General features: G+C 61.7%; 20 protein-coding genes and 1 pseudogene. 10 read left to right on the plus strand and 11 right to left on the minus strand.

Annotation, left to right across the window (positions count from 1 at the left end; all coding sequences use genetic code 11):
• Window positions 1-15 precede the first annotated feature (15 nt).
• Window positions 16-945, minus strand: coding sequence for a dihydrodipicolinate synthase family protein (locus AC0L25_RS11640; protein ID WP_473595617.1), 930 nt, complete (start codon window positions 943-945; stop codon window positions 16-18).
• 11 nt (window positions 946-956) lie between these two features.
• Window positions 957-1,583, minus strand: a complete 627-nt coding sequence (locus AC0L25_RS11645) for a LysE family translocator (protein WP_473595618.1) — start codon at window positions 1,581-1,583, stop codon at window positions 957-959.
• Between the two features lie 170 nt (window positions 1,584-1,753).
• On the opposite strand from AC0L25_RS11645, the gene pdxR reads away from it, so the two are divergent.
• A complete protein-coding gene (gene pdxR / locus AC0L25_RS11650) occupies window positions 1,754-3,247 on the plus strand; it encodes a MocR-like pyridoxine biosynthesis transcription factor PdxR (RefSeq protein WP_473595619.1) in 1,494 nt (497 codons plus the stop codon).
• A gap of 226 nt (window positions 3,248-3,473) precedes the next feature.
• Here pdxR and AC0L25_RS11655 read toward each other — a convergent pair whose 3' ends face one another.
• The 3 genes from AC0L25_RS11655 to AC0L25_RS11665 all read right to left on the minus strand — a co-directional run bounded on the left by AC0L25_RS11655 (window position 3,474) and on the right by AC0L25_RS11665 (window position 7,480).
• Window positions 3,474-3,809: a hypothetical protein gene (locus tag AC0L25_RS11655; RefSeq protein ID WP_352953394.1), complete on the minus strand. Its 336-nt coding sequence runs from the start codon at window positions 3,807-3,809 to the stop codon at window positions 3,474-3,476.
• Window positions 3,810-3,896: 87 nt separating this feature from the next.
• Complete coding sequence (locus AC0L25_RS11660; RefSeq protein ID WP_473595620.1) at window positions 3,897-5,069, minus strand: acetate/propionate family kinase; 1,173 nt, start codon at window positions 5,067-5,069, stop codon at window positions 3,897-3,899.
• Entirely contained in the window at window positions 5,069-7,480 is a 2,412-nt protein-coding gene (locus AC0L25_RS11665) for a phosphoketolase family protein (RefSeq protein ID WP_473595621.1), read from the minus strand. Before AC0L25_RS11665 ends, AC0L25_RS11660 begins: the two co-directional genes overlap by 1 nt.
• A 287-nt stretch (window positions 7,481-7,767) precedes the next feature.
• On the opposite strand from AC0L25_RS11665, the gene AC0L25_RS11670 reads away from it, so the two are divergent.
• Both AC0L25_RS11670 and AC0L25_RS11675 read left to right on the plus strand, forming a co-directional pair.
• A complete protein-coding gene (locus AC0L25_RS11670; protein WP_473595622.1) occupies window positions 7,768-9,759 on the plus strand; it encodes a protein-L-isoaspartate(D-aspartate) O-methyltransferase in 1,992 nt (663 codons plus the stop codon).
• Window positions 9,760-9,857: 98 nt separating this feature from the next.
• Window positions 9,858-10,064, plus strand: a complete 207-nt coding sequence (locus AC0L25_RS11675; protein WP_473595623.1) for a hypothetical protein — start codon at window positions 9,858-9,860, stop codon at window positions 10,062-10,064.
• A 21-nt stretch (window positions 10,065-10,085) separates the two neighbouring features.
• Here AC0L25_RS11675 and AC0L25_RS11680 read toward each other — a convergent pair whose 3' ends face one another.
• The 4 genes from AC0L25_RS11680 to AC0L25_RS11695 form a co-directional block, all read right to left on the minus strand.
• Window positions 10,086-10,724: a DUF1772 domain-containing protein gene (locus AC0L25_RS11680; protein ID WP_473595624.1), complete on the minus strand. Its 639-nt coding sequence runs from the start codon at window positions 10,722-10,724 to the stop codon at window positions 10,086-10,088.
• Between the two features lie 341 nt (window positions 10,725-11,065).
• Window positions 11,066-12,670 carry a SpoVR family protein gene (locus AC0L25_RS11685; protein WP_473595625.1) on the minus strand — a complete coding sequence of 535 codons (1,605 nt, stop codon included), beginning with the start codon at window positions 12,668-12,670 and terminating at the stop codon, window positions 11,066-11,068.
• A 10-nt stretch (window positions 12,671-12,680) separates the two neighbouring features.
• Window positions 12,681-13,991, minus strand: coding sequence for a YeaH/YhbH family protein (locus tag AC0L25_RS11690; protein WP_473595626.1), 1,311 nt, complete (start codon window positions 13,989-13,991; stop codon window positions 12,681-12,683).
• A gap of 19 nt (window positions 13,992-14,010) precedes the next feature.
• Window positions 14,011-15,960 (minus strand): PrkA family serine protein kinase, encoded by a 1,950-nt coding sequence (locus AC0L25_RS11695; RefSeq protein WP_352953440.1) that lies wholly within the window; start codon window positions 15,958-15,960, stop codon window positions 14,011-14,013.
• A 393-nt stretch (window positions 15,961-16,353) separates the two neighbouring features.
• Here AC0L25_RS11695 and AC0L25_RS11700 point away from each other — a divergent pair, with 393 nt between their 5' ends.
• A complete protein-coding gene (locus AC0L25_RS11700) occupies window positions 16,354-16,533 on the plus strand; it encodes a hypothetical protein (RefSeq protein ID WP_473595627.1) in 180 nt (59 codons plus the stop codon).
• Between the two features lie 38 nt (window positions 16,534-16,571).
• Here the strand turns inward: AC0L25_RS11700 and AC0L25_RS11705 are convergent.
• Window positions 16,572-16,977 (minus strand): annotated as a pseudogene (locus AC0L25_RS11705) (DUF2267 domain-containing protein).
• 197 nt (window positions 16,978-17,174) lie between these two features.
• Here AC0L25_RS11705 and coxB point away from each other — a divergent pair.
• The 6 genes from coxB (at window position 17,175) to AC0L25_RS11735 (ending at window position 24,204) form a co-directional block, all read left to right on the plus strand.
• The gene (coxB, locus tag AC0L25_RS11710) at window positions 17,175-18,170 is read left to right on the plus strand and encodes a cytochrome c oxidase subunit II (RefSeq protein ID WP_473595628.1); all 996 of its coding nucleotides are present in this window, start codon (window positions 17,175-17,177) and stop codon (window positions 18,168-18,170) included.
• Window positions 18,167-20,683 (plus strand): cytochrome c oxidase subunit I, encoded by a 2,517-nt coding sequence (ctaD, locus tag AC0L25_RS11715; RefSeq protein WP_473595629.1) that lies wholly within the window; start codon window positions 18,167-18,169, stop codon window positions 20,681-20,683. The genes coxB and ctaD overlap by 4 nt, the downstream gene beginning before the upstream one ends.
• Before the next feature lie 7 nt (window positions 20,684-20,690).
• Window positions 20,691-21,071, plus strand: coding sequence for a hypothetical protein (locus AC0L25_RS11720; RefSeq protein WP_127313825.1), 381 nt, complete (start codon window positions 20,691-20,693; stop codon window positions 21,069-21,071).
• Window positions 21,068-21,544: a cytochrome c oxidase assembly protein gene (locus tag AC0L25_RS11725; protein ID WP_473595630.1), complete on the plus strand. Its 477-nt coding sequence runs from the start codon at window positions 21,068-21,070 to the stop codon at window positions 21,542-21,544. Before AC0L25_RS11720 ends, AC0L25_RS11725 begins: the two co-directional genes overlap by 4 nt.
• Before the next feature lie 145 nt (window positions 21,545-21,689).
• Window positions 21,690-22,778 (plus strand): c-type cytochrome, encoded by a 1,089-nt coding sequence (locus AC0L25_RS11730; RefSeq protein ID WP_473595631.1) that lies wholly within the window; start codon window positions 21,690-21,692, stop codon window positions 22,776-22,778.
• Window positions 22,779-22,887: 109 nt separating this feature from the next.
• Window positions 22,888-24,204: a PQQ-dependent sugar dehydrogenase gene (locus AC0L25_RS11735; protein ID WP_473595650.1), complete on the plus strand. Its 1,317-nt coding sequence runs from the start codon at window positions 22,888-22,890 to the stop codon at window positions 24,202-24,204.
• Window positions 24,205-24,303: 99 nt separating this feature from the next.
• Here AC0L25_RS11735 and AC0L25_RS11740 read toward each other — a convergent pair whose 3' ends face one another.
• Window positions 24,304-25,194, minus strand: coding sequence for a GNAT family N-acetyltransferase (locus tag AC0L25_RS11740; RefSeq protein WP_473595632.1), 891 nt, complete (start codon window positions 25,192-25,194; stop codon window positions 24,304-24,306).
• Between the last annotated feature and the right edge of the window lie 171 nt (window positions 25,195-25,365).

Consider the following 25,365-nt stretch of genomic DNA (forward strand, 5'->3'; position numbering starts at 1 on the left):
CTGATGAAAGACTGTCTACCGAAGTTCAATACAAACTGTGGAACCAGCGGAGAAAACCGCATCGAGATGGTCGAGAGCGGCGGCGACGCGCTGCCGTGCCTGGTCCTTCAGCGGGAGGACGGGGCGTGGCGGATCGACGTCGCAAAGGTTCAGAAGCCTGGCGACGACATACATCACCCTGAAACTGCCGAATTCCTTGAACAGCGCCCAAAGCGGTCCGAATGCGGCGTCAAGTCGCTCGACGGTCGCAGCGTCGCCGGCTTGCGCCGCTCGCGTCAGGGCCAGGGCCTGTGACGGCAGAAGTCCTGCGACGACGGAATACCAGGCGTCGCTCGCGGCGAGTAGCGCAGGCGCGCCGCCCCAGTCGCCGCTGTAGCCGATCTTGAATGCCGACCCGGTCGCAGACCGGAGGGAGGCGAGTTCAGAAGCGAAGTCACCACCGGACGGCAAAGGCATCTTCACGGCTTCGATGTTCGCCACCTTCGACAAGCGGGAAATGAGGTCCAGGCTGAAAGTGAACCTGGTTGTGCCGGGATTGTTGTAGATGCAAAGCGGGAGCTGTCCCGCCTCGGCGACTGCGGTGAAGTGTTCGAAGACCTCGTCGTCAACGAGCGGCGTATAGGAAACCGGAGCGAGAAGCAGGCCGTCGGCGCCCGCAGCCTTCGCGTCACGGGCAAGGTCCACCGCATCGCTGGTCCGGATCGCTCCGACGCCGACCATAACCGGGATTTTGCTGCCGACCGTGTCCATCGCCGTTTCGACCGCGCGTCGACGCTCTTCTCGCGTGAGGAAAGCGTAGGCGCCGGTACTGCCGAGCAGTCCGATGGAGTCCGCTCTCGCCTCCTCGATGTGCTTCAGAAGGCGCGCGAGGGCGGCGGCGTCGAGCCTGCCGGAAGGGTCCGCCGGGGTGATCGGGAATGCCGAAAGGCCTTGGAAGAGAGACATGAAAGAACCTTTCAGATGCGGGTCAGGAGAAGCTTCAGCCCGGCAAATCCGAAGAATACCGCCAGCGTGCCTTCGATCCAGTGCCGCGCCCGCCGATACAGGCGGATCATGGGAGCGGTCGAAAAGACGATCGCGTAGCCGCAGAAGATGGTGACGCTCAGGACCGCGCAACCTGCGAGGATCACGAGTACCGTGTACGGCGACGACCCAGAGCCGAGCCCCAGCGTCATCAGTGCGATCCATGCCAGGATCGATTTCGGATTGGTGAGATGCATTAGCAGTCCGCGCTTGTAGAGAGTGGCCGCCGTCGCCTTCCGTTCGTTGGTCGGGCGAAGCTGATCCTTGTCTGAAGAAAGCGCAGCCTTGCCTGCTTTGAAGGCGAGATAGAGAAGATACAGGCCTCCGAGCACCTGCAGGACCACGAGTGCCTGCGCGTAACGGCTGAGGATTGCCGAGACACCTGTCGCCGCCATCAGGCCCCAAAAGATCGAGCCGCTGACTACGCCAGACGCGATTGCCAGCGCCGCCCTGCGGCCGTCGTTCATGGCGACGGCCATGATGCGCATATTGCTCGGGCCGGGACTACCGGCAGCGATGACGTAGGCGGTAAAGACGATGATTAATTGGTCGGCCAGCATTTTACTTCTCGGGAGGTGCAAACTGGCGTCCTCAATACCCGCACAACTGGCCCTGGCCTAGAACCAGTTTTGAATAAAAAGTGCTGGTCCAGTTGCCCTCAGGCCTTTGCCTGACTGAGTTCTCCCGGTAATGTCTGGATCAACGAAACGTCTTCATTTGGGTAATCACGATGGTCCAGTTGCCACGCCGCAAGCAGAATTCGTCGTCGGGACTGGGCGCGCGCGGGATCTATGAGAACCTGCGGGAACAGATCGTGGCGGAGATATACGGCCGCGGAGACGTGCTTCCGTCGGCTCGTGCACTGGCGGTCGAGCTTGGCGTCTCACGAACGACTGTGACGTCCGCTTACGAACAGCTCGCCGCCGAGGGGTTCGTGGTCATTCGACATGGCGCTCGGCCACGGGTGGCCATCAAGATCGCGCATAGCGAGCCGAAAGAAGTCCTTCATACAGCCGCAGAGCCACACAGCCTCTCCGCTTTCGGGGAAAGGCTTCGATCCCGAGCCATTCCGATGCGGACTTCGTCGGAGAAGCTCGTCGCCGACTTCCGCTACGGCGACATGTCGGCCTTTGACTTCCCGACCCTTGCCTGGCGGAAGGCGATGAACGATGCTGCGCGGGGACGGCCGCCCAAGTTATCCTATGGCGAGCCCTGTGGCTTGATCCGCCTGCGTACCGCCCTGCAGGGTTATCTATGGCGAGCGCGGAGCATCAGGTGCGAGGTGGGCGAGATCGTCATCGTCAACGGCTCTCAGCAGGGACTAGATCTCTGCGCCCGGCTCCTTCTCGATGAGGGCGACGGGTTCGCCATCGAAGAGCCCTGCTACCCGATGGCACGGAGCGTCTTCGAGATGACAGGAGCCATCGCCGCTCCGGTGGAGGTCGACGCCGAAGGCATCAGAGCGGACTTGTTGGCGGATGTTGGCGCGCGGCTGGCTTACGTCACGCCTTCACATCAGTTTCCCTTGGGAAGCGTGATGTCCATGGGGCGACGCCAGCAACTGCTAAGATGGGCGCAAGAGAAGAGGGCCTACATCATCGAGGACGACTACGACAGCGAATATCGATTCGACATGAACCCGATCCCGCCGCTTCGCGCGCTCGGAGGCGCGTCGAACGTCATCTATATCGGTACGGTCTCGAAGACACTGTCGCCGACGCTGCGGATCGGCTACCTCGTCATTCCGCGAGAGTTGCAGGAGGTTTTTGCCCAGGCCAAGCGCCTGACGGACAGGCATGCCCCCATCCTCGAACAGGAGACGCTTGCGACCCTGGTGGAATCCGGCGTCTACGAAAGCCACGTGCGCAAGGCCCGTCGTCAAAATGCCCGCCGACGTGCAGCGCTCCTCGACGCTCTGCACGCTGAATTCCGAGATCTCGTTTGGGTCGAAGGCGCGGAGGCCGGTCTGCACGTCGTCGTCTGGTTCCGCGACATGCCGCCCTCGATGGCGACATCATTCATCGAGAGAGCCGCCTCGCTCGGAGTCGGCATCTACTCCATATCACCTCATTATTTCGATCAGACATTGGATCGGAGGTGCCTCGGTCTGGTGATGGGATACGCAAGTCTTGCCGAGAGCCAAATCCACAGAGGACTAAAGCTCCTTCGACGCGCTTACGACGATGCAATAAGCTGCTGCGACGTGAGTGTTGCGGTCAAGTAGGCCAGTGGATCGGAACTATTAAGCTTGGAGGTTTCGACGAGCGGGGCGGGCCGGGTTGGTGACGGTCGTTGTAGCGGATGCTGACAGCGAAAAAGCCATGCTTGAGTGCCGCTAGGCTGGGCATCGCAGGGTGGTGATCTGTCCCTAGAGCGCCAAACCGCGCTCTAACTCCTTGCTTTACGCATTTTGTCGGACGCCAAACGAAGCCGTTTGGCTGCAAAATGCTCTAGAACCACCGCCGTTCAGGCTCGGAACTCTTTGCAATCACGATTCCCAAGAGAACACCGAGCACGCCGCCAAGCACCATCGCCGAAGAGATTGTGCCTGGGTTCTGTTGGACGGTTTCAGACACGGTGTGTGCCTGGCCACGCAGTTGCCGGGCGGCGCGTGACGCCCGGTCGGCGGCGCTGTCGTACCAGCCCTGTGCCTCCTCGGCGCGGTCGGAAAGGGTTCGATTTATTTTGGTGATCTCGCGGCGAAGCTCAGCGATCTGTTTCTTCATCGCTTCCTGGGCTTCGTTTGCCGCCTTTGAGGCGCCTGCGGTGTTATCGGTTTCGGCCATTGGATCTCTCCTTTGATATCAGACAGGTGAACGGTCGCGGGCGCGCAGGGTTCCTTGTCTTGGAAAACCGCACCGTTGATCGTGTTATCAAGCATTCCCCTGCACGCGCGTGTGGCGAGCGATGATGCCTTCCTCGTCGGTCGCGACGACGCGTATTTCGACCTTGCTGTCCGGTCGACTTATGATCTCGGCATGGGCGGCATTGGCTGGCTCGTCGATCGCCACGCCAAGCCAATGAAGCCTTTCGCATATTGCCTTGCGGACCGGCGCCGAGCGCTCTCCAATGCCGGCGGTGAACACGAGGCATTCGAGGCCGCCCAACGTATTGGCGAGCGCAGCAGCCTCCCTTGCGGCCCGGAAAGCAAAAAGGTCTACCGCTTCGCGGGCGTGGGGGTCGTCGCTCGCTTCCAGCGTGCGCAAGTCGCCCGAGATGCCGGATATTCCCAGCAGTCCGGATTCCTCATAGAGCATGTGCTGCAGAGCCTCCGCCGCGATGCTTCTTTCCAGGATGAAGTATAAAAGCACGCCCGGATCGATGGCGCCGCAACGCGTGCCCATGACCAGACCGTCGAGCGCGGAAAAGCCCATCGTCGTATCGACGCTTCTTCCGTCGCGCATGGCGCACAGGCTCGCTCCGTTGCCGAGATGGGCGACGATCGTCCGCTTCGTTGCAAGCGCGGGCGATATAGCCTTGAGCCGCCCGGCGATGTATTCGTAGGAAAGACCATGAAACCCGTAGCGGCGGATTCCGTCCTCATCGTATCTACGCGGCAGCGCGAAGCGGCTCACGATCGGACCGATCGTCTGATGGAAGGCTGTGTCGAAGCATCCGACCTGCGGCAGGTTCGGCCGCAGCGCGGCAAGTGTGCGGATCGGCGCGAGACTGCGGGGCTGGTGCAGCGGAGCAAGCGGCGTCAGCCTGTCCAAGGCGTCGATTACGTCCGGCGTCAGACGGACGGGTTCGACGAACTCGCGCCCGCCATGCACGATGCGGTGACCGGCGGAGACCAGTTTCCTGCCGCCAAGTTCGCTCTCGATCCAGCCGAGCAACCCGTCGATGCCCGCGTTGCGCGCATCTCCGGCAAGCGGCCGATCACACTGTAGTGATCCGTCGGCCGCCTTCGCGCTGAGCCTCGGCGCATCGCCCAGATCCAGCGCACCACGCGAGACGAGTTGCAGTTCTGCGGACGGTTCAAGGTCATATAGTCCGAACTTGATACTGGAGGAGCCGGCGTTCAGTGCAAGAATTGCGTGTCGCATCAATCGGCAACCTTCGTCGAACTGTTCTCAGGCCAGTTCCATGTCTGAATCTCGGGCATGTCTTCGCCGTATTCGCGGACATAGGCCTTGTGCTCCATAAGCTTCGCTTGAAGTTCGGCGGCAAGGCCTTTCGCCTGTTCGGCGAGACCTGGCACGTGTTCGATCGCGGCGAGCGCCAGGTGGAAACGGTCGAGTTCATTGAGCACGACCATGTCGAAGGGCGTCGTGGTGGTGCCTTCTTCGCGAAAACCATGGACGTGCATGTTGTCATGATTGGCGCGTCGGTAGGTCAGGCGGTGGATAAGATAGGGGTAGCCGTGATAGGCGAAGATGACCGGCTTGGTTTTTGTGAACAGCGCGTCGAAATCCTCATCGGCGAGGCCATGCGGATGCTCTGAATTCGACTGCAGCGTCATCAGGTCGACCACGTTGACGACCCGAATCTTCAGGTCCGGAAGCGCCGAACGCAAAATGTCGGTGGCAGCGAGCGTCTCCAGTGTCGGCACGTCGCCGGCGCAGGCCATCACCACATCCGGATCCTCGCCCTTGGCAACCGTCCCGGCCCATTCCCAGGTCCCCGCCCCCGCCCTGCAGTGCGCTTCTGCGTCTTCGACGGACAGCCATTGCGGCGCTGGCTGCTTGCCGGCGGTGATCACGTTGATGCGGTTGTAGGTTTTCAGGCAATGCTCGGTGATCCAGAGCAGCGTGTTGGCATCCGGCGGGAAATAGAGCCTGACCGTATCGGCCTTCTTGTTGGCGACGAGATCGGCAAAACCCGGATCCTGGTGGCTGAAGCCGTTGTGATCCTGCCGCCAGACATGGGAGGTCAGCAGATAATTGAGTGAAGCGATCGGCTTGCGCCAGGCAAGCTCGCGGGATGTCTTCAGCCATTTCGCATGCTGGTTGACCATGGAATCGACGATGTGGATGAACGCCTCGTAACAGGAGAACAGGCCATGGCGGCCGGTCAGCAGATAGCCCTCCAGCCAACCCTGGCAGAGATGCTCGCTGAGCACCTCCATGACACGGCCGTTACGGGAAAGCTGTACGTCATAGGGCTCAATCCGCTGCATCCAGACCCGATCCGTAACCTCGAAGACGTCGTCAAGGCGGTTGGAGGACGTCTCATCCGGTCCCATCAGCCGGAAATTCCTGGCCTCCGCATTCAGGCGTATGACGTCGCGGAGATAGCTTCCGAGAACCCGCGTCGCCTCGGCTGTGGCACCTCCCGGACGCGGTACATCGAGCGCCAGGCTTTTCCAATCGGGAAGCACGAGGTCGCGCTTCAGCAATCCGCCATTGGCGTATGGGGTTGCGCCCATGCGCTTGGACCCGGTTGGCGCAAGCGCCGCCAGCTCTGGAAGCAGATGCCCGCTGTTGTCGAACAGCTTTTCCGGTTCGTAGCTCCGCATCCAGTCTTCGAGGATCTTGCGGTGCGCCTCGCTGCCGCGCGCGTTCGATACCGGAACTTGATGCGAGCGCCAGAAATCCTCGACCTTCTTGCCATCGACCTCCTTCGGTCCGGTCCACCCCTTCGGGCTGCGCAGCACGATCATCGGCCATAGCAGACGCTCGTCCTGCCAGCCCGAAGCACGGGCTCGCTTCTGGATGGAGCGGATTCTGTCGAACGCGGTGTTCAGCTTCGTGGCCATCATTCGATGCATGGGAACTGGCTCGTGACCTTCGACGAAAAATGGTTCGTAGCCATAGCCGGCGAACAGGCTTCGCAATTCCACGTCATCCATGCGGGCAAGGATCGTCGGGTTGGCGATCTTGTAGCCGTTGAGATGCAGGATCGGCAGCACGGCGCCGTCGGATGCCGGGTTGAGGAACTTGTTGGAGTGCCATGCCGCCGCGAGCGGACCGGTTTCCGCTTCGCCGTCGCCAACGACGCAGGCGACCACCAGATCGGGATTGTCGAAAACCGCGCCGAAAGCATGGACCAGCGCATATCCCAGTTCTCCGCCTTCATGGATCGAGCCGGGCGTTTCCGGAGCGGCGTGGCTTGGCACCCCGCCAGGGAAGGAGAATTGCCGGAAGAGTTTCCTCAGACCGTCTTCGCCCTGGCCGATTTCGGGATAGATCTCGCTGTAGGTGCCCTCGAGCCACGTATTCGCGACCATCGCCGGGCCGCCATGACCTGGGCCGCAGATAAATAGAACGTTGAGACCGCGTTCACGGATGATGCGGTTCAGGTGGACATAGATGAAGTTGAGGCCAGGTGTCGTGCCCCAATGGCCGAGCAGCCGCGGCTTGACGTGTTCGGCCTTCAGCGGCTCGCGCAGCAGCGGATTGTCGAGCAGGTAGATCTGGCCAACCGAAATGTAGTTCGCGGCGCGCCAATAGCGGTCCATGAGATTAACCTGATCAAGGCCTGTTGGCTGCGCGGTGGTCCGAGCCTCGTCGTTCATCGAAACGTCTCCAGGATGCGTTCGCTCGTCGATATCTGGAGTGAGATCGCCCCGGAGAAAGGATTTTCACGGAAATAAGTTTGGCTGGAGCCGCCATTTGCGCCCGCCAATCGCTCTTTTGCAGGAACCTGGAAGCTCGCCAACGGTTAAGGAGACGAGCCGCCGAAACGAGATCAATCGCTGCCGAGGCGAGCGCCGCCGATCGAGGGATTGTCGCCGGGAAGCCGTTGGGCGCGATTGGGGGACAATCAGTGCGGAGGCCCGCCAGCCCGAAAGAGGAGCAAAAGATGCTCGATCTTCCCGATGCACGCGACCGAATGGTCGAAGTCCAGCTCAGCCGCCGTGGCATCCATGATCGCGAGGTGCTGGCAGCGATGCGTGAGGTTCCGCGCGAGGCTTTCGTCGCACCCGGCTTTGAAGAATTCGCCTACGAGGATGGGCCGCTGCCGATCGCGGAGGGTCAAACGATATCGCAGCCCTACATCGTCGCCTTGATGATCGAGATGGCAAAGATCGGACCGGGCGACCATGTCCTGGAGGTTGGCACCGGCTCAGGCTACGCGGCTGCCGTGATGAGCCGCATCATCGAACGCGTCTACACGATCGAACGCCACGCTGGGTTGGCCGAAACGGCGAGACAGCGGTTCGAGGAGCTTGGCTATGACAATATCGAAGTCCGCACCGGCGATGGCACCAAAGGCTGGCCCGACGCAGCGCCCTTCGACGCTATTCTGGTCGCCGCCGGCGGACCCGGTGCGCCGCTTGCCCTTCAGGAACAGCTCGACGTCGGCGGCAGGCTCGTCATCCCGGTCGGCGACGAACCGCATGATCAGCGCCTTCTCAAGGTCACCCGAACCGGCGCTGCAACTTACAGCGAGGAGGATTTCGGCGGCGTGCGGTTTGTCCCCCTCATCGGCGAGCAGGGCTGGCCCGAGAGCGGCAACCGTATCGCGAATCGTCCGTCCGGACGGGCGCGCACGCGCAGCCTGCCGGAGATGATCGCGGCGGCGGCCGAACCGCTGCCGGATTTCGACGATCCGGCATTCGGCGAATTGTTCGACCGGTTTGGCGACCGGCGCGTCGTCCTGCTCGGTGAAGCGAGCCACGGCACGTCGGAGTTCTACCGGGCCCGCGCGGCGATCACCCGCAGGCTCATCGAGAAGCACGGCTTCACCATCGTCGCAGTCGAGGCCGACTGGCCCGACGCAGCGGCGATCGACCGCTACGTCCGCCATCGGCCGCCGCGGGCCAATGCCGATCCGCCGTTCCAGCGGTTTCCCACCTGGATGTGGCGCAACACCGACGTCGCGGCGTTTGTCGACTGGATGCGACAACACAATGAGCGCATCAGGATATCGTCGCGGCTGGCGGGGTTCTACGGCCTCGATATCTACAATATGAGCGGATCGATCGCCGCGGTTCTGCATTATCTCGACAGGGTCGATCCGCAGGCAGCAAAGATCGCACGTGAACGCTATGGCTGCCTGACGCCTTGGCAGCATGAACCATCCACTTACGGCCGCGTCGCGCTCTCCTCTGGCTACGAGAAATGCGAGCAGGCCGTGCTCGAACAATGCCGCGAACTGCTTGCCAAGCAGCTCGACTATGCGCAGCAGGACAGCGTCGATTTTCTGGACGCCACCCAGAATGCCCGGCTGATCGCTTCCGCGGAACGCTACTATCGGATCATGTACTATGGCGGCGCGCAGTCATGGAACCTGCGCGACACCCATATGTTCGAGACGCTCGAGCATCTGCTGGAAGCTCGCGGGCCGAACGCCAAGGCGGTCGTGTGGGCGCATAATTCCCATATTGGCGACGCCCGCTACACCGAAATGGGGATTGTCAGGGACGAAGTGAACATCGGCCAACTCTGCCGCCAACGCTTCGGCGACAAGGCAGCCTTGATCGGGCTCAGTACGCATTCCGGAACAGTGGCCGCGGCCTCCGACTGGGACAGCGAGATGGAAATCAAGCGGGTGCGGCCTTCCCATAACGATAGCTACGAGCGGCTTTGCCATGACTGCGGCGTCTCGCGTTTCCTGCTCGACATCCAGCGCGACGACGATCTTCGCGATCGGCTTCTCGAGCGTCGGCTGGAGCGCTTCATCGGCGTGATCTATCGGCCGGAAACCGAACTGCGCAGCCATTACGCGGATGCCTCTCTTTCCCAGCAGTTTGACGCGTTGGTCTGGTTTGACGAAACGGTCGCGGTGACGCCGCTTGGGCCGGAGCATGTGGGAACGGGCGTTCCCGACACCTATCCGTTCGGGCTTTAGCCGTCTCTAGGACAAGGCGGCATCAAGGTGAGTTTCGGCGGAACATTCATTGCGCCCTGCTGTTTCTAGAACAGGACCCTTTTCGAAGGAGCTGTGCCATGAGCGGAACCAAACATCCAAAGTGGAAAAAGCCGAGCGATGCCGATCTGAGGAACAATCCCGGTATCGGGACCTCCAAGGGCACGATCAAGGAAGGCGACGAACTCGTACTCCAAGGTGAAAACACGATAGAGGGCGACGTCGGGAACGATACCAACGCCCTTGGCGGGATCAATAAAAGGCAAAAGATGCGGACGAACAAGTAGCATCGCTGCACATCTCTCGCGCTATTCACTCCCAGCAAAAAATGTCGCGGCGACAGCAATTGAGATCAGGCTCAGCATCGCCAGGCCTGCCCTGGCGACGTGCGAGGCTTCCCAAACGTCGCGCAAGTCTCTCCAGTCGCCGCTTTCCTTCCGACGAAGCATTGAAAAAAACGTCGCGGCTGGTTTCGACACGGCGATATCTTGCACCCAGAAATTGTTGACGGGGTGCGTCACCAACCAATAGGTCGCATGTTCCGCCACCAAGAAGACAAGCGCCGCCAAGGTCCACCAGAATCGAGCGCCTGGATAAGGCGTGAAGTAAAGCAGGATGGCGAGTGCAATGATGCCGGCGATCTCGGCAAACCCGCCGATAGTGAAACCGGGATAGTAGATCGCCTGCACAGATTTGTAGGTGGCCTCCTTGAGGCGCAACTTGCCGGGCAACTCCAACGCGTGCGCGAGCGAGAGCGCCATCGTGATTGCGACCAGAAGAAGGGTGACAATCATGAACGCGCGCATGCCGTTACTCCCTGAACCGTGCCTCGCAATATGCAGCGTACATAGAGTGCCCGCCAGCCCGGTAAAGGTGACGAAGCTGGAGGCGCTGCCCCATTTTCCAACGCCGCTGGCATTGAGCACCGCAAGGGCAGGAACCATCATTCGGCACGATGGTTGTCATCCTAGGTGATCCTCCTCAAAGGAAACAGACATGAGCGATCCTGATCCTGATCCGAACAATCCAGTGCCGATACCAGATAATCCCAATCCCGAGCCTGCACGACCGCCTGCTCCGCCGGAAACTCCTCCGAATGAGCCTCCGGGCGTTCCTCCGCCTGCGCCTGATCCCGTTCCCAGCCCGGAAAGGCAGCCCGAAATTCCTCCCGAGACACCATCCGAGATTCCCACGGAACCGACCTTCCCCGGTCCTACGGCAAGGGCATCGGACCCCAAGAGTGGAAGCTGGCTGTAGAACGACCCGTCGCCGGCCATTCCGGTTTTGGTCATTCCCCGATTTGGCTGGTCGAACGTTCGTTGAGCGTCCCGCCCGTTTGCGCATCGATCGCCGCCAGGCTGACCTCGTAGCCCCACAGGGTCCGGATATGGCGCAGGGTGGCGTCGCGATTGGCCTCCTCCAGCATGATGCCGTTCTTCACCTTGTGCTCCAGTCGCAATTGTCGGTCACCGAGCAGATCCACATCCACCACCTGGATATCCGGCCGGCTCGCGCCGATGTCGTAGGTCTGGGCGAGCCCGGCGCGTATTTTTTCGTAGCCACGCTCATTGTGTATCGAAGCAACTTCGTAATGCGGTTCGCTAGCAGCATCGGCGAGGATAAAGAACCGCCATTTCCGCATCAGAGCGGGGCTCAGATACTGGCGGATGAAAGATTCGTCGCGATGGTTCGCCCACGCGTCGAGCAGGGTTTCGCGCCAATTGCCGTTGCCGGCGATGTCGGGGAACCAGTCGCGATCCTCGGCGGTCGGCTCAGTCGATATGCGCTGGATGTCCTGCATCATGTCGAGGCCCAAGGCATAAGGATTGATGCCGGAATAACGCGGGTCGTCGAAGCCCGGCTGAAAGATCACGTTCGAATGGTTGCGCAGGATTTCCAGCATCGCGCCTTCGCTGATCAGGCCGCGATCGAACAGCATGTTCATGAGCGTGTAGTGCACGAAGGTGGCGCAGCCTTCGTTCATCACCTGCGTTTGCCGCTGCGGATAGAAGTATTGCGCGACGACGCGGACGATCCTGATGATCTCGCGTTGCCAAGGCTCCAGGACCAGGCTGTTTTTTTCCAGGAAGTAAAGCAGGTTCTCCTCGGGCAGGTTGAGCGTTTTCTTCCGCTCCGCGATGCCGGTGTCCGTTTCGTTGGGCTTGGTCCCGTCCTTCGACGGCGGGAGCGTGCGCCACAGATCGTTGTAAGAACGCTCTTCGTACTCCAGGCGCTCACGAACGCCTTCACGCTGCCGCTCCGACGACAGCTTCGGCGGTCGGCGGTATCTGAACACGCCCTGTTCCATCAGCGCGTGGGCCGCATCGAGGATCGCCTCCACCGCGGCGACGCCGTGCCGCTCCTCGCAACGGGCAATGTAACCCTTGGCGAAGTCCAGATAGCTCAGGATAGCGCTGGCATCCGTCCATTGCCGGAACAGATGATTGTTCTTGAAAAAATGATTGTGGCCAAGCGCTGCATGAGCTGTCACCAGGGCCTGCAGGGCCATGGTGTTTTCCTCCATCAGGTAGACGATGCAAGGATTGGAATTGATTACCAGTTCATAGGCGAGCCCCCGCCCGCCTTTGCGATAGAGCAATTCCTGGTAGAGAAAATGCTTGCCGAAGGACCAGTGGCGATACATCAGCGGCATGCCGACCGAGGAATAGGCGTCGAGCATCTGCTGCGACGAGATGATCTCCATCTGCACCGGATAGACGTCAAGGTGAAGCTCTTCAATCGCGAGCGCCTCGATCGCCTGGTAGGCGCGCGACAGTGTCTTGAAATCCCAGTCAGACCCTGAAAAGAGCAATCCTGATTTGCTGGTTTGGCCGGATTTGCCGGTCTGGCCGAATTTGCCGGTTTGGCCGGATTTGCTGGTCTGGTTCGCCATCGGCTCCCCCTCAAGCGCTTTTCTGGAAGACCGGCTGCCTGGCAAAGAGCTGGCGAAAGACCGGATAGATGTCGGCCGCGTTGGCGATACGGCTCATCTGGAAATTCGGCCATCTCTGGTTGACAGCGCTGTAGGCGCGCCAGAGCGAGGTTCCATTGTCGGTGCTGCCGAAAATATGGCTCTCACGTTCGTCGATGATCTCGACATAGGCGAAATACTGGCACAGGCGCATGATCTGGCCGTCCATAAGGCCGATGCAGCGCTCGGAATCGGTGACGAAATTGTCGCCGTCCGATGCCTGGGCGGCATAGATGTTCCACTCGTTGCTGGGATAGCGTTGCTCGATGATGCGGCGCATCTCCTCGAGTGCCGTGGAAACGACCGTACCGCCGCTTTGCGTATTGTAGAAGAAGGTTTCCTCGTCCACCTCCTGCGCCTCGTGCGTATGGCGGATGAAGACGATTTCGGTGCGGTCGTAGCGCCGTTTCAGGAAGAGGTGCAGCAGCACAAAGAAGCGCTTGGCCAGATCCTTCTCGCGTTCGCCCATCGAGCCGGATACGTCCATGAGACAGAACATGACCGCATTGGCGTTCGGCACGGGCTGGGCGTCGAAACGGTTGAAGCGGATGTCGACGGGATCGACATAGGCGATCCGCTTGCGGCGGCGCTCAAGTCGCTCAAGCTCTTCCCGCAACGCTGCGATGCGCTGGCGTACCGGCGCCGCGCTCTGGGGCTCTGCCTCCAGGATTGCGAGTTGCTCCGCAATCGCATCAAGCTCCTCCTGCTTGGGGCGCCTGAGCGCAATCCGGCGACCATGGCTGTTACGCATCGTGCGCCCGACATTGATGTTGGTCGGGGCACCGGTCGCGGCGAACCCGGCGCGGCGCGGTTTGAAGGCAAGTATCTCCTTGAGGTTGAGCTTGACCAGGTCGGGAAGTTCGAGATCCTCGAAGAAGAGGTCGAGCACCTCCTCGCGCGAGAGCACGAAACGAAAATCGTCTTCCGACACCGTTTTCCCCGGAGACGAGCCGCCGCCGCCCTGGCCGGGCTTGGGAACCCGGTCGCCCGGGGCGAAATGCTTATTGCCCGGCAGGATGTGCTGCCGCCTGCCGCTGTCCTTCGCATCGCTGAAGCTTGGCTCGGCTGTGCCCCTCGCCGGAATCGAGACGGCGTGCTCGCTGTCGACATCGGCGATCTTGCCGGTACGGATCCGATCCCGGATGCTTCGCTTCAGCTCTTCGCGCGCACGCTTCAGGAAGCGCTGGCGGTTGCCGAGGCTCTTGTCCTTCGGGTTCAGTCGGCGATCGACAAAGATCGGCATGGAACCATCCCGGCCGGACTCAGCCCGCCTTGTTCACCCGCATGTACCAGTCCACCAGCCGGCGGACCTGACGTTCGGTGTAACCGCGTCCGACCATCCGATGCACGAACTCGGTATGCCGTTTCTCCGTTACGCTGTCCTGCTTGGAGCCGAAGCTGATCACCGGGAGCAAATCCTCGACTTGGCCGAACATCCGCTTCTCGATGACTTCGCGCAGCTTTTCATAGCTTGTCCATGAGGGGTTGCGGCCATTGTTCCTCGCCCGGGCGCGCAACGTGAACTTCACGACCTCATTGCGGAAGTCCTTGGGATTGGCAATGCCGGCCGGCTTTTCGACTTGCGACAGTTCGTTGTCCAGTACCTCGCGATTGAGGATCTGGCCGGTATCGGGGTCTTTGTAGTCCTGATCCTCGATCCAGGCATCGGCGTAGGCGATGTAGCGGTCGAACAGGTTCTGGCCGTATTCGCTGTAGGATTCCAGATAGGCCTTCTGAATCTCATGGCCGATGAACTCGGCATAACGCGTCGCCAGTTCCGACTTTATGAAGTCGAGATAGGCGGCCTCCGTTTCCTTCGGGAACTGCTCGCGCTTGATAGCCTCCTCCAGAATGTACATCAGATGCACAGGATCGGCGGCCACTTCCTTGGTGTCGTAGTTGAATGTCTGCGACAGGATCTTGAAAGCGAAGCGTGTGCTAACGCCGGTCATGCCCTCGTCGACTCCAGCGGCATCGCGGTATTCCTGAACCGACTTCGCCTTGGGGTCTATGTCCTTGAGGTTCTCGCCGTCATAAACGCGCATCTTCGTGTAAAGCGGCGAATTGTCGTGCTCGGCGAGACGGGTCGAGACGGTGAACCGGCTGAGAATGTCCAGCACCTCCGGTGCACAGGGACTGGAAGCCAACTCGCTTTCGCGCAACAGCTTTTCGTAGATCTGCCTTTCTTCGGTGACCTGCAGGCAGTACGGCACCTTGACCACCAGAATACGGTCGAGGAACGCCTCGTTGTTCTTGTTGTTCTTGAACTGGAGCCATTCCGACTCGTTGGAATGGGCTACGACGATGCCCTGATAAGGGAAAGATCCGAAGTTCTCCGTACCGTTGTAGCTGCCCTCCTGGGTAGCGGTCAGCAACGGATGGAGGACCTTGATCGGCGCCTTGAACATCTCGACGAACTCAAGCAACCCTTGCGTGGTCCGGTTCAGGCCGCCGCTGTAGGAATAGGCGTCCGGATCGGATTGGCTGAAATTCTCGAGTTGTCGTATGTCGACCTTGCCGACCAGGGCCGAAACGTCCTGGTTGTTCTCATCGCCTGGCTCGGTCTTGGCGATGCCGATCTGGCGCAGCCGCGATGGCATCAGCTTCACGACGCTGAACTTGGAAATGTCCCCTGACAGTTCATCGAGGCGCTTGGCCGCCCACGGCGAGATCAGGCCGTTCAGCCGGCGCCGCGCGATGCCGTATTTGTCCTCCAAAAGGTCGCCCATGCGGTCAGGATTGAAAAGCCCGAGCGGCGATTCGAAAACCGGGCTGATCTGGCCGCCCACCTTCAGCGTATAGATCGGACGCTGCTCCATCAGCTTCTTCAGCCGTTCGGCGAGCGAGGACTTGCCGCCGCCGACAGGGCCAAGCAGGTAGAGAATCTGCTTGCGTTCCTCGAGCCCTTGAGAGGCATAGCGGAAATAGCCGGCTATGCGCTCGATAGTGTCCTCCATGCCATAAAACTCGGAGAAGGTGGGATAGATCTTGATTGTCCTGTTCGCGAAAATGCGGCCGAGCCGCTCATCCATGCTGGTGTCGATCAGGGTAGGCTCGCCAATCGCCTCGACCATCCGTTCGGGCGCCGAGGCATACATCGATTTATCCTCGCGGCAGGCAAGGAGATATTGCTGGATGCTTATCTCCTCCTGCGCCGCATTCGTGTAAATCTCCGAAAACAGATCGAAGACGTCGGACTGGTTCTCGCGCATGGTATCCTCGCCCCGGCCGGTCTGGTTGCTGTCGCCCTTCATTCAACTATCGGAAAGCCTTTGTGGTTCCCTATCATCACGTAGTGCGTCTGCGACCGGATGTTAGGGGTCGAGACAGATATAGTGAACGCCTGAAAGCCAGCCAGCGAATGGCTCGCACAATGGAACGTTTCCGAGGGATCTCCATTCTTCCATCAGCGCGTGCCGAGTGCAACAGCCGGTCGCGAACAAGCTGTTTTTCTGGAGGAATGAACCAGGCCGCCTGCGCTCAGCAGTTGAGTTGGCGGCGCACAGGTGATTCGGTGAAGAGATCTACACTGCGCTGTCCACCCCTGGACCGGAAGGGAGCAATGGTTTCGCTCCTTCTCGGCAACGAGGGAAAGGAGATGTTCCATGTTCGAGAACAGTATGTGGTTGATCGTCGTTGCCGGCGGCCCGCTACTGCTGGCAATCCTGATCGCTTACGCACTTCTCACGTGGCGCCGTCAGGGGCCTGCAGAGCGCAGAGAAAGCGATCGGGCCACTAAGCGACTGTATCGCGAGGAAAAGGACCGGCCGGGCAGAGGCAGCTGAGAACCGTATCGGCAGCCCCGACTTTTGTCGTGCTGCTGCTAAACTCCAACACTTCCGGGCCAAAGCGCCTGGATCTGCTTCGGCAACGCGTCTCGCACCTTGGCCGACTGGCCGAGGTCGACATGCCTGGCGAGAACTTTGAACACGGTTCTCGTCGCATCCTCGGGATTCACGGGTCGAGTGGATTTCATTTCCTCGGCCACGCGCTGCAGGAAATCCTCCAACGAACGGCTGCTGGTCGGCAGATCACGCGGCCGATACCGATCATAATAGGCTCCGCGCACGAGAAGCGGCAGTCCCGCTCCCAAATTGGCAGCCAATCCCGCAAGGTGCGTAAAACGGCTCCCAGCGCCTATCGGGCCCGTGATCGGCCATGATCTCATCCAGCCAGATGTTTGTCGCCTGCAGGGTTTTGTCAAAAACTTCCAAGCCGGTTGCGCTCATCGTCGCCTCCTTTGGCATGCGCGATCCCAAGGCTCGCCCCCAACACTCGCCCTGACGGGCAAAGGGGAATCGAGCGCAATTGTTTCGTCACGCGTTGAAAATTGCCCAAAGAGCAGCGGCGAATGCAGCTTGGTTCGAAAGCTCAGTTGCCCGGAACCTTCCGCCCCTCTCGCCGGTTTACGGCGGAGGGGTTCGAAATGGGTCAATATTTCAGCCTGTCCGCTGCGTCATTATTGCTCGCGAGCGGCTCTGCCGGCGCCCAGTCGGTAGCCAGTACTCAGTCGGTACTTGAGCCCGCGGGAGCGGAAGCGCAGCAAATAGCCATACTGTTTTGGGTAATGCTAAGCGGCGGCGCCCTCATCTGGCTGGGCGTGGTAGGCCTGCTTCTTCATTCAGCCCTGTTCAATCGCCGCAGGCTGGCCGAAAAGTCTGCCAGCTGGATCATCCTTTGGGGCGGCGTGGTCTTCCCGTCGGTCACGCTTTGTGCCCTGCTCGCCTATGCACTGTGGCTGATGCCTGGCCTTCGGCCCTTCGCCCAGGCGAGTCCCGCCGGCCTGCGGATCGAAGTCACCGGCAGGCAATTCTGGTGGGATGTTGTCTACCGCCCATCTCAGGGGCCACCAGTCGCTTCCGCCAACGAGATCCGGCTGCCGGTCGGCGAGCGGGTCGAATTGACCCTGAAAAGCGCCGATGTGATCCATTCCTTCTGGATCCCACCGCTCGGCGGCAAGATGGACATGATCCCCGGCCGCACCAACAGGCTTTCGCTCATGGCCACGAAAGCCGGCATCTTCCGCGGGCCCTGTGCGGAATATTGCGGCACATCTCACGCGCTGATGGCGTTCTCGGCCGTGGCGATGGAGCCCGAAGCATTCCGGTCCTGGCTCGCCGCCCAGGCAATTCCCGCGGAAGGGGCCGGCGCGAGCGGCGGCGCGCTGTTCCTGCGCCATGGCTGCGGGTCCTGCCATTTCGTCGCGGGCACCGATGCGCGCGGCCTGATCGGCCCGGACCTCTCGCATGTCGGTTCCCGCGTCACCGTCGGAGCCGGCATCCTGCCCAACACCGAAGACGCCGTCGCCCGCTTCATCGCCCGCCCCGAACTGATCAAGCCCGGTTCCAGGATGCCGGCCTTCGACATGTTGCCGCCGGACGACATTCGCGCCATAGCCGCCTGGCTGAGAGGCCTGCAATGAGCGCTGCGATCAAGGAGCGTTCGCGGGAGGAATACAAGGTGCAGGAAGAGCGGCTGCGCGCCGTCTGGGCCAATCCGGCCGGCTGGCGCTACTGGACCTCGGTGAACAATTTCCAGATCGGCCTCTGGTACGGCTCGGCGGCTTTCGCCTTCATGCTGTTCGCCGGCGCGCTCGCGCTGCTGATGCGCCTGCAACTCGCCGTGCCCGACAACGACTTCCTGTCGGCCGACTTCTTCAACCAGGCTTTCACCCTGCACGGTACGGTGATGATGTTTCTGTTCGCGATGCCGATCTTCGAGGCGGTCGCGATCTTCCTGCTGCCGGCGATGCTGGGCGCGCGCGAGATGCCGTTTCCGCGCCTCGGAGCGTTCAGTTTTTGGAGCTTTTTGCTCGGCGGTATCTTCGTCTGCGGCTCGATCTTCTTCAATGCAGCGCCGTCGGCAGGCTGGTTCATGTATCCGCCGCTCGCCACCGACAAGGAGTTCTCCGGCATCGGCGCCGACATCTGGCTGCTCGGCCTCTCCTTCATCGAAGTCGCCTCGATCGCGGCCGCCGTCGAACTCATCGTCGGCATCATGAAATGCCGCGCGCCGGGCATGCGCATCAACCTGATGCCGCTTTTCGCCTGGTATCTGCTGATCGTTGCCGGAATGATCCTGTTCGCCTTCCCGCCGCTGATCGCCGGCGACCTCCTGTTCGAGATGGAACGGATGTTCGATTGGCCGTTCTTCGACGCAGCGCGCGGCGGCGACCCGCTGCTCTGGCAGCATCTGTTCTGGATATTCGGCCATCCGGAGGTCTACATCATCTTTCTGCCGGCCATCGCGCTGATGGCCATGATCGTGCCGACTTTTTCCCAGCATCCGATCGTCGGTTATTCCTGGATCGTGCTCGCGGCAGTGGGAACGGGATTCCTTTCTTTCGGCCTGTGGGTACACCACATGTTTGCGACAGGCCTGCCGCAGATTTCGCTGGCCTTCTTCTCGGCGGCCTCCGAGGCGGTGGCGATCCCGACGGGCGTGCAGATTTTCGTCTTCATCGCCACCATGCTCGCCGGCCGGGTGATCTTCTCGACCCCGATGCTGTTCGGCACCGGAGGGCTGGCCATCTTCGTCATCGGCGGGTTGACGGGCGTCATGGTGGCGGTGGCGCCTTTCGACTGGCAGGCGCACGACACGTATTTTGTCGTCGCGCACCTCCATTATGTGCTGATCGGCGGCATGCTTTTCCCGGTCGTGGCCGGGCTCTACTACTATTACCCGCTGATCGACGCGAAGAAGCTTTCCGACCGTCTGGGACGGCTCGCGTTCTGGCTGATGTTCTGCGGCTTCAACATCGCCTTCTTCCCCATGCATCTGAGCGGCTTGCGCGGCATGCCCCGCCGCGTCTTCACCTATCCAGCCGAAATCGGCTGGGACTGGCTGAACCTGATCTCGACGGCCGGAGCCTTCATTTTCGCCGCGGGCGTGCTGGTCGTCGTCTTCGACGTGCTCAGGCCGAAGCACCGGGAGCCGCGCGGCGAACTCAACCCGTGGAATGCCGGCACGCTGGAATGGATTTCCGAGCCGGAGGAGGACTGGGGCGTCCGCTCGATACCCATCGTGCGCAGCCGCTATCCGCTCTGGGACCAGAAGGACCTTGCGCGCAAGGTCAATGAAGGCGGCTATTACCTGCCCGACGCGGAAGAGGGACGGCGCGAGGGACTGGTCACCTCCGTGCTCGACGCCGACCCCGTCCAGGTGCTGCGCGTCGGTGGCACCTCTCAAGTCACCATCGTCTCGGCGCTTTCGCTCGGAGCCGCCTTCATCGCACTTACCTTCCACTGGTGGATCGCGACAGCGCTGGCCGCAATCACCTGCTTTTGCGCCGTCATCTACTGGCTCTGGACGGGCACTGGCGAAATCCCCGAGAAGCCGGAAAAGGATGTCGGTCTGGGCCTCAGCCTGCCGCTTTATGCCTCCGGTCCCGATTCGGTCGGCTGGTGGGCGATGTTCATCACCATGGTAGGCGACGGCACGGCCTTCGCCAGCCTCGTCTTCGGCTATTTCTTCTACTGGACAATCCATGCCGACTTCACCGCGGGGATTGCCGGGCCTGATGCGGTCTGGTTGCTGGTCGCTGCCAGCCTGTTCGCTGCGGCGTGGGGCCTGATGGTGGCGGCCCGCACGGTCAACAGGCGCGGCGCTACGGCCACTATGCGCGGCTTGCTGGTGCTGTCCCTGCTGACCACCGTTGCCGCGTCCGCCGCAGGTCTGGCCGCGCCGTGGTCTCCAGGCATGGACCCGACGCGCCACGTCTATCCCGCAATCGTCTGGATCCTGGTGATCTGGGTGCTCGCCCATGCGGCGCTCGGCACCGTCATGCAGGCCTATTGCCTGGCCCGCTCGCTGGCCGGCCGACTGACGCCGAAGCATGATCTGGATCTAGGCAATGTGGTGCTCTACTGGCATTTTCTTCTGGTCACCGCCGTCATCACCTTCGCCATCATTGGCCTCTTTCCGGCAGCGATGTGAGGCGGCGATGCGGCTCATCCCGAAAGAGATCGAAACGCTCTGGACGCTGTTTACCGCGCCCGTGGTGTGGGCTGCGCATTTCCTCGTTTGCTACATCGGCGCGGCGGTCTATTGCGCCAAGCCCGAGCTTGTCGGGCTGAGTTTCAGCGCGGTGCGCGCGGGCATCGCCGCCGCCACTCTGATCGCCCTCTCGCTCATCGCACTGTCCGCTTGGCTCGCCTGGCGGCAATGGGGCTTCGGCACCGACGATCCGCCGCATGACGATCCGACGAGGCGCGACCGGACCCTGTTCCAGGGCTTTGCGACGCTGCTGCTCTCGGGCCTCAGCTTCATCGCCGTGATCTTCACCGCGATGCCCGCATTGTTCCTGACGGAGTGTATCCGGTGAGACGCGCCTGCCTCACCTTCGGCCTCCTCGTCCTCGCCCTGGTCTGGCTCGGACCGCTGCTCGATGCCTGGCGGGATTCATTTTCAGCGCACATGCTGGCGCATATGGGAGTTGTGGCGATCGCTGCGCCGCTGATAGCGATTGGGATCCCGCTCGGCCCAAAACCGGATGCAAGCCGGGCGTTCACCCTCGCCCTGCCCGCCTCCCTCGTCGAACTCATCGTCGTCTGGTCCTGGCACGCGCCGGCCTTGCGGACGCTGGCGCAAAGCTCGCTGTTTGCGACCGCCATCGAACAGGCCACGTTCCTCGCCACCGGGCTGGTCTTGTGGCTGGCCTGCCTGCCGCGCCGCGGCTCCGACACCACAGGCAATGCCGCCGGCGCCTTCGCCCTGCTTCTGACGTCCATCCATATGACCTTGCTTGGCGCGCTGCTGGCGCTGACCCCGAGGCGCTTTATGGGACGGGCGAGGTAAGCTGCTTCGGCGTCGCGCTTTCCGCGCAGCAGGATCAGGAGCTTGGCGGCGTAATCATGCTTTTGGTCGGCGCAGCGATCTACCTGGCCGGCGGCGTGACGCTTTTCGCGCGCATACTCGTCACACCGCCGCGGAAGACGGTCTGATGCATATCAGCTGGAAGAAGCTCGCCATCGCGCTTGCCATTCTGCCCTTCGTCGTGGTGCTGGCGGCCTGGATCGGCTTTTTCAATGTCGGTGCCTCGAGCGGCCACTGGAAGATCACGGAGTGGTTTCTCCATTTCGCCATGCGATCGGCTGTGCGCACCTATGCCCTGGCGGTCAACGTTCCAGAGGCTCTGCCGCGCCATGCGATTCAGCCGGCCGCCGGACATTTCGCGCGCGGCTGCGCCATCTGTCACGGGGCGCCGGGCGAACTTCGATCTCCTGTCGTCATGAGAATGCTGCCGCAGCCGCCTGACCTTGCCGGGACCGTCGGCGAATGGTCGGACGCGGAGCTTTTCCGTCTCGTCAAGCACGGCGTGCGTTTCACCGGCATGCCCGCCTGGCCGACGCAGGAACGCGACGACGAGGTCTGGGCGATGGTCGCCTTCCTGCGCGAACTGCCGTCGATGGACGAAGCCACCTATCGTGATCTCGCCTATGGAGAAAGGCTTGCACCTCCTGCAGACGCTGCCGGAACCCTACCGCAAGCCCTCGCGGATTGCGCCCGCTGCCACGGCGGAGACGGCCTCGGGCGCGGCCCCGCGATACCCGTTCTCGCCGGGCAGAGCGAGGCCTATCTCCTTGAAAGCCTGCGTGCCTATGCCGAGGGAGGCCGGGCAAGCGGGTTGATGAGCCTGCCCGCCATTGCGGCAGGGCCTCAGTCCTGGCCGGACCTTGCCAAGCATTTCGCTGCCCTGCCGACGATACGTCCCGGCGGCGGGGGTGATCCCGCGCTTGTCCGCCGCGGCAAGGAAATCGCCGAGAGAGGCGTCAAGGACGCCGGCGTGCCCGCCTGTCTCGGCTGTCACGGAAGACAGGATCGCAGCCCGCTTTTTTATCCCTCCATCGCCGGCCAGCCGGCGCGCTACATCGTGGCGCAGCTTGGATTGTTCAGGGCGGGAAAGCGTGGTGGAACGCGCTTCGGCCATCTCATGGCCAATGCCGCGAAGGGTCTGACGGACGACGACGTCCGCGCGCTTGCGGCCTATTTCTCCCTCTCGGCCGCTCCGTCCGCAACCGGAACGCGATAAGCGCGTTTGCATCCTTTCGACATTTTTCGAGGTTCTGGTGAAAAAGTTGCTTGCCGCGCTTCTCGTGCTGATCATTCTTTTCGTCGTCGCCGGCGGAGCGGTCTTCTTCCTGTCGCGCGAAGAGGCGACCGTTCCGATCGCGGACACCTATGGCCCCAGCCCAACCCTGCCGGAGCCCAATCCGACTTGGCTGCCGACTGTCCATGTCGCCAAGGCCGCGCCATGGCCGCAGGGCACGAAGCCGACGGCGGCCCAGGGATTTGCAGTCAACGAGTTTGCCGGCGGGCTCGACCATCCGCGCTGGCTATACGTGCTGCCAAACGGCGACGTGCTGGTGGCCGAGAGCAATGCCCCGCCCAAGCCGGATGAGGGCTTCAGAATACGCAGCATACGCGGATTCGTCATAGAGAGCTTACGCAGCATACGCCGCTTCTTCACAAACCTCTTCCAGAGCCAGGCTGGCGCGCGAACGTCTAGCGCCAATCGCATCTCGTTGCTGCGCGATCAGGATGGCGACGGAGTGGCGGAAACCAAAACGGCTTTTCTCACCGGGCTGTTCTCGCCATTCGGCATGACCCTGCTCAACGGCAAGCTCTATGTCGCCAACGCCAATGCAATAGTGGCATTCCCCTACCAGGAGGGTGCGACCGAAATCACCGCGCCGGCGGAGAAAATCGTCGACCTGCCCGCGGGGCGGAACCATCACTGGACCAAGGACGTGACCGCCTCGCAGGACGGGACGAAGCTCTATGCAACGGTCGGATCCAATTCCAATGTCGGCGAGAACGGCTTGGAGGAAGAGGAGAACCGCGCCGCAGTTCTGGAGATCGATCTCGCCTCGAAACAGACGCGTCTTTTCGCCTCCGGCCTGCGCAATCCAAACGGCCTGTCATGGCATCCGGAAAGCGGCGAGCTCTGGGTCGTCGTCAACGAGCGCGACGAGATCGGCAGCGACCTCGTGCCGGACTACATGACTTCGGTGAAGGACGGCGGCTTCTACGGCTGGCCTTACAGCTATTACGGCCAGCATGTCGACGATCGCGTCAAGCCGCAGAGGCCCGACCTCGTCGCCCAGGCGATCAAGCCCGACTATGCGCTCGGGGCGCACACGGCTTCATTGGGGCTGACCTTCAACACAGGCGACCTGTTCGGTCCTCAATACAGGAATGGCGCGTTCGTCGGCCAGCATGGCTCGTGGAATCGCAGGCCGCGCAGCGGCTACAAGGTGATCTTCGTGCCGTTTACCGACGGCAAGCCGTCGAGCCCGCCTCGGGACATCCTCACCGGCTTCCTAAGCGAGGACGACAAGGCCTTTGGCCGTCCTGTGGGAGTGGCGATAGACCGGCGCGGCGCCCTGCTGGTGGCGGATGATGTCGGCAACAAGATCTGGCGGGTCGTTCCATCTCAGACGCAATCGGCACTTTGAGCGGTTCGTGCTGCTGCCGGCGACCCGACGAGGGAAGCGACAAGACACCGCTTGCCATTGCCTGTCGGACACGGCGTTCCGGCGCCGATCAAGCCGAAATCAAGCTGTCGGTACCAGTCCGCGCCCGCGTGCATGCCGGACCCTCTGACGCATACGATCGGCAAGAGAAGCGAGCGAGCCTTGCGCCGTGCGCGTCCCAAGAACGGATTGCAGGACAACGCCCTGCGTTGCGAATTTGTGCTTGAAAGACTCTGCGCCGCACAGGAAATCGACCGTGCCCAAGCCATGATCGATCGACCACTGTATGTAGTCCATCATCAGGATCATGCCGGGCGACGCCTGGCTGAAATCCGGGTCAAAAGTGGTTACGAACGCCATCATGGTGTGGTGCTGGACGAAGTTGATGGATACCGCGACCATCGCGCCATCGCATTCAAGTACGAAAATGTGCAGCACGCCGGCGCGCGCCAGCGCCTCGACGAGTGCGGCGAGCACCGGCGCTCCCTCTTCGAAAAGTTCGGATTCACGCTTGCGCTCCACCAGCCATCTGCGCTTCAGGGCCGAGAGCCGGTCCAGTACCGGCTGCAGTGGCTCGTCTGGCGCAAGCAGCCGAAATTTCATTTCCCCGGCTTCTTCCAACGTCTTGACGCCGCGCCGATAGTTCTGCCGCGTCTTTTTCGATTGCTCCGCGAACCACGCGGCTCCGCTCTCCCACTGTCCGGCCACGCGATAACTAACTTCCTCTCTGTGATTGGGGCGAAGCCTGATCCCGCCTGAGGTATCCGGAGTGAAAATTCTGCGGACCGCCGCACCCGGCAAGAGATGATTGAGAAAGGCAATATCGAAGCCACCGGCGTGACAGATCCGGGCCCATACGTCCTGCAGCGCCGATGACGAGCATTCCGGGGCAACGAGAATATCGCCGTAATCGGTATAGCTGCTGGCCGCCCATTCGAGAAACCGCAGGCCTTTGCGCTTGCCGATCGCCATGGGAACGACGGCAACGAGCCTGTCGCCGCTCCAGACCAGGCCGATCCGCAGCGCGCGCTGGTCACGGTCCGCTACGGTACTCCACCATGCCGAAATCCAGGCATGGCTCTGAAAGATCAGCCCATCGGTGCGGTGCCAAAGATGCATCCAATCGGCCTCGATCGCAGCCAG

This window comes from Mesorhizobium sp. WSM4813 (assembly GCF_055811555.1).

Coding starts and splice junctions, on each gene's coding strand:
- AC0L25_RS11640 (WP_473595617.1), bottom strand. CDS start 945: ATGTCTCTCTTCCAAGGCCTTTCGGCATTCCCGATCACCCCGGCGGAC.
- AC0L25_RS11645 (WP_473595618.1), bottom strand. CDS start 1,583: ATGCTGGCCGACCAATTAATCATCGTCTTTACCGCCTACGTCATCGCT.
- pdxR (WP_473595619.1), top strand. CDS start 1,754: ATGGTCCAGTTGCCACGCCGCAAGCAGAATTCGTCGTCGGGACTGGGC.
- AC0L25_RS11655 (WP_352953394.1), bottom strand. CDS start 3,809: ATGGCCGAAACCGATAACACCGCAGGCGCCTCAAAGGCGGCAAACGAA.
- AC0L25_RS11660 (WP_473595620.1), bottom strand. CDS start 5,069: ATGCGACACGCAATTCTTGCACTGAACGCCGGCTCCTCCAGTATCAAG.
- AC0L25_RS11665 (WP_473595621.1), bottom strand. CDS start 7,480: ATGAACGACGAGGCTCGGACCACCGCGCAGCCAACAGGCCTTGATCAG.
- AC0L25_RS11670 (WP_473595622.1), top strand. CDS start 7,768: ATGCTCGATCTTCCCGATGCACGCGACCGAATGGTCGAAGTCCAGCTC.
- AC0L25_RS11675 (WP_473595623.1), top strand. CDS start 9,858: ATGAGCGGAACCAAACATCCAAAGTGGAAAAAGCCGAGCGATGCCGAT.
- AC0L25_RS11680 (WP_473595624.1), bottom strand. CDS start 10,724: ATGATGGTTCCTGCCCTTGCGGTGCTCAATGCCAGCGGCGTTGGAAAA.
- AC0L25_RS11685 (WP_473595625.1), bottom strand. CDS start 12,670: ATGGCGAACCAGACCAGCAAATCCGGCCAAACCGGCAAATTCGGCCAG.
- AC0L25_RS11690 (WP_473595626.1), bottom strand. CDS start 13,991: ATGCCGATCTTTGTCGATCGCCGACTGAACCCGAAGGACAAGAGCCTC.
- AC0L25_RS11695 (WP_352953440.1), bottom strand. CDS start 15,960: ATGCGCGAGAACCAGTCCGACGTCTTCGATCTGTTTTCGGAGATTTAC.
- AC0L25_RS11700 (WP_473595627.1), top strand. CDS start 16,354: ATGTTCGAGAACAGTATGTGGTTGATCGTCGTTGCCGGCGGCCCGCTA.
- coxB (WP_473595628.1), top strand. CDS start 17,175: ATGGGTCAATATTTCAGCCTGTCCGCTGCGTCATTATTGCTCGCGAGC.
- ctaD (WP_473595629.1), top strand. CDS start 18,167: ATGAGCGCTGCGATCAAGGAGCGTTCGCGGGAGGAATACAAGGTGCAG.
- AC0L25_RS11720 (WP_127313825.1), top strand. CDS start 20,691: ATGCGGCTCATCCCGAAAGAGATCGAAACGCTCTGGACGCTGTTTACC.
- AC0L25_RS11730 (WP_473595631.1), top strand. CDS start 21,690: ATGCATATCAGCTGGAAGAAGCTCGCCATCGCGCTTGCCATTCTGCCC.
- AC0L25_RS11740 (WP_473595632.1), bottom strand. CDS start 25,194: ATGGCGATCGGCAAGCGCAAAGGCCTGCGGTTTCTCGAATGGGCGGCC.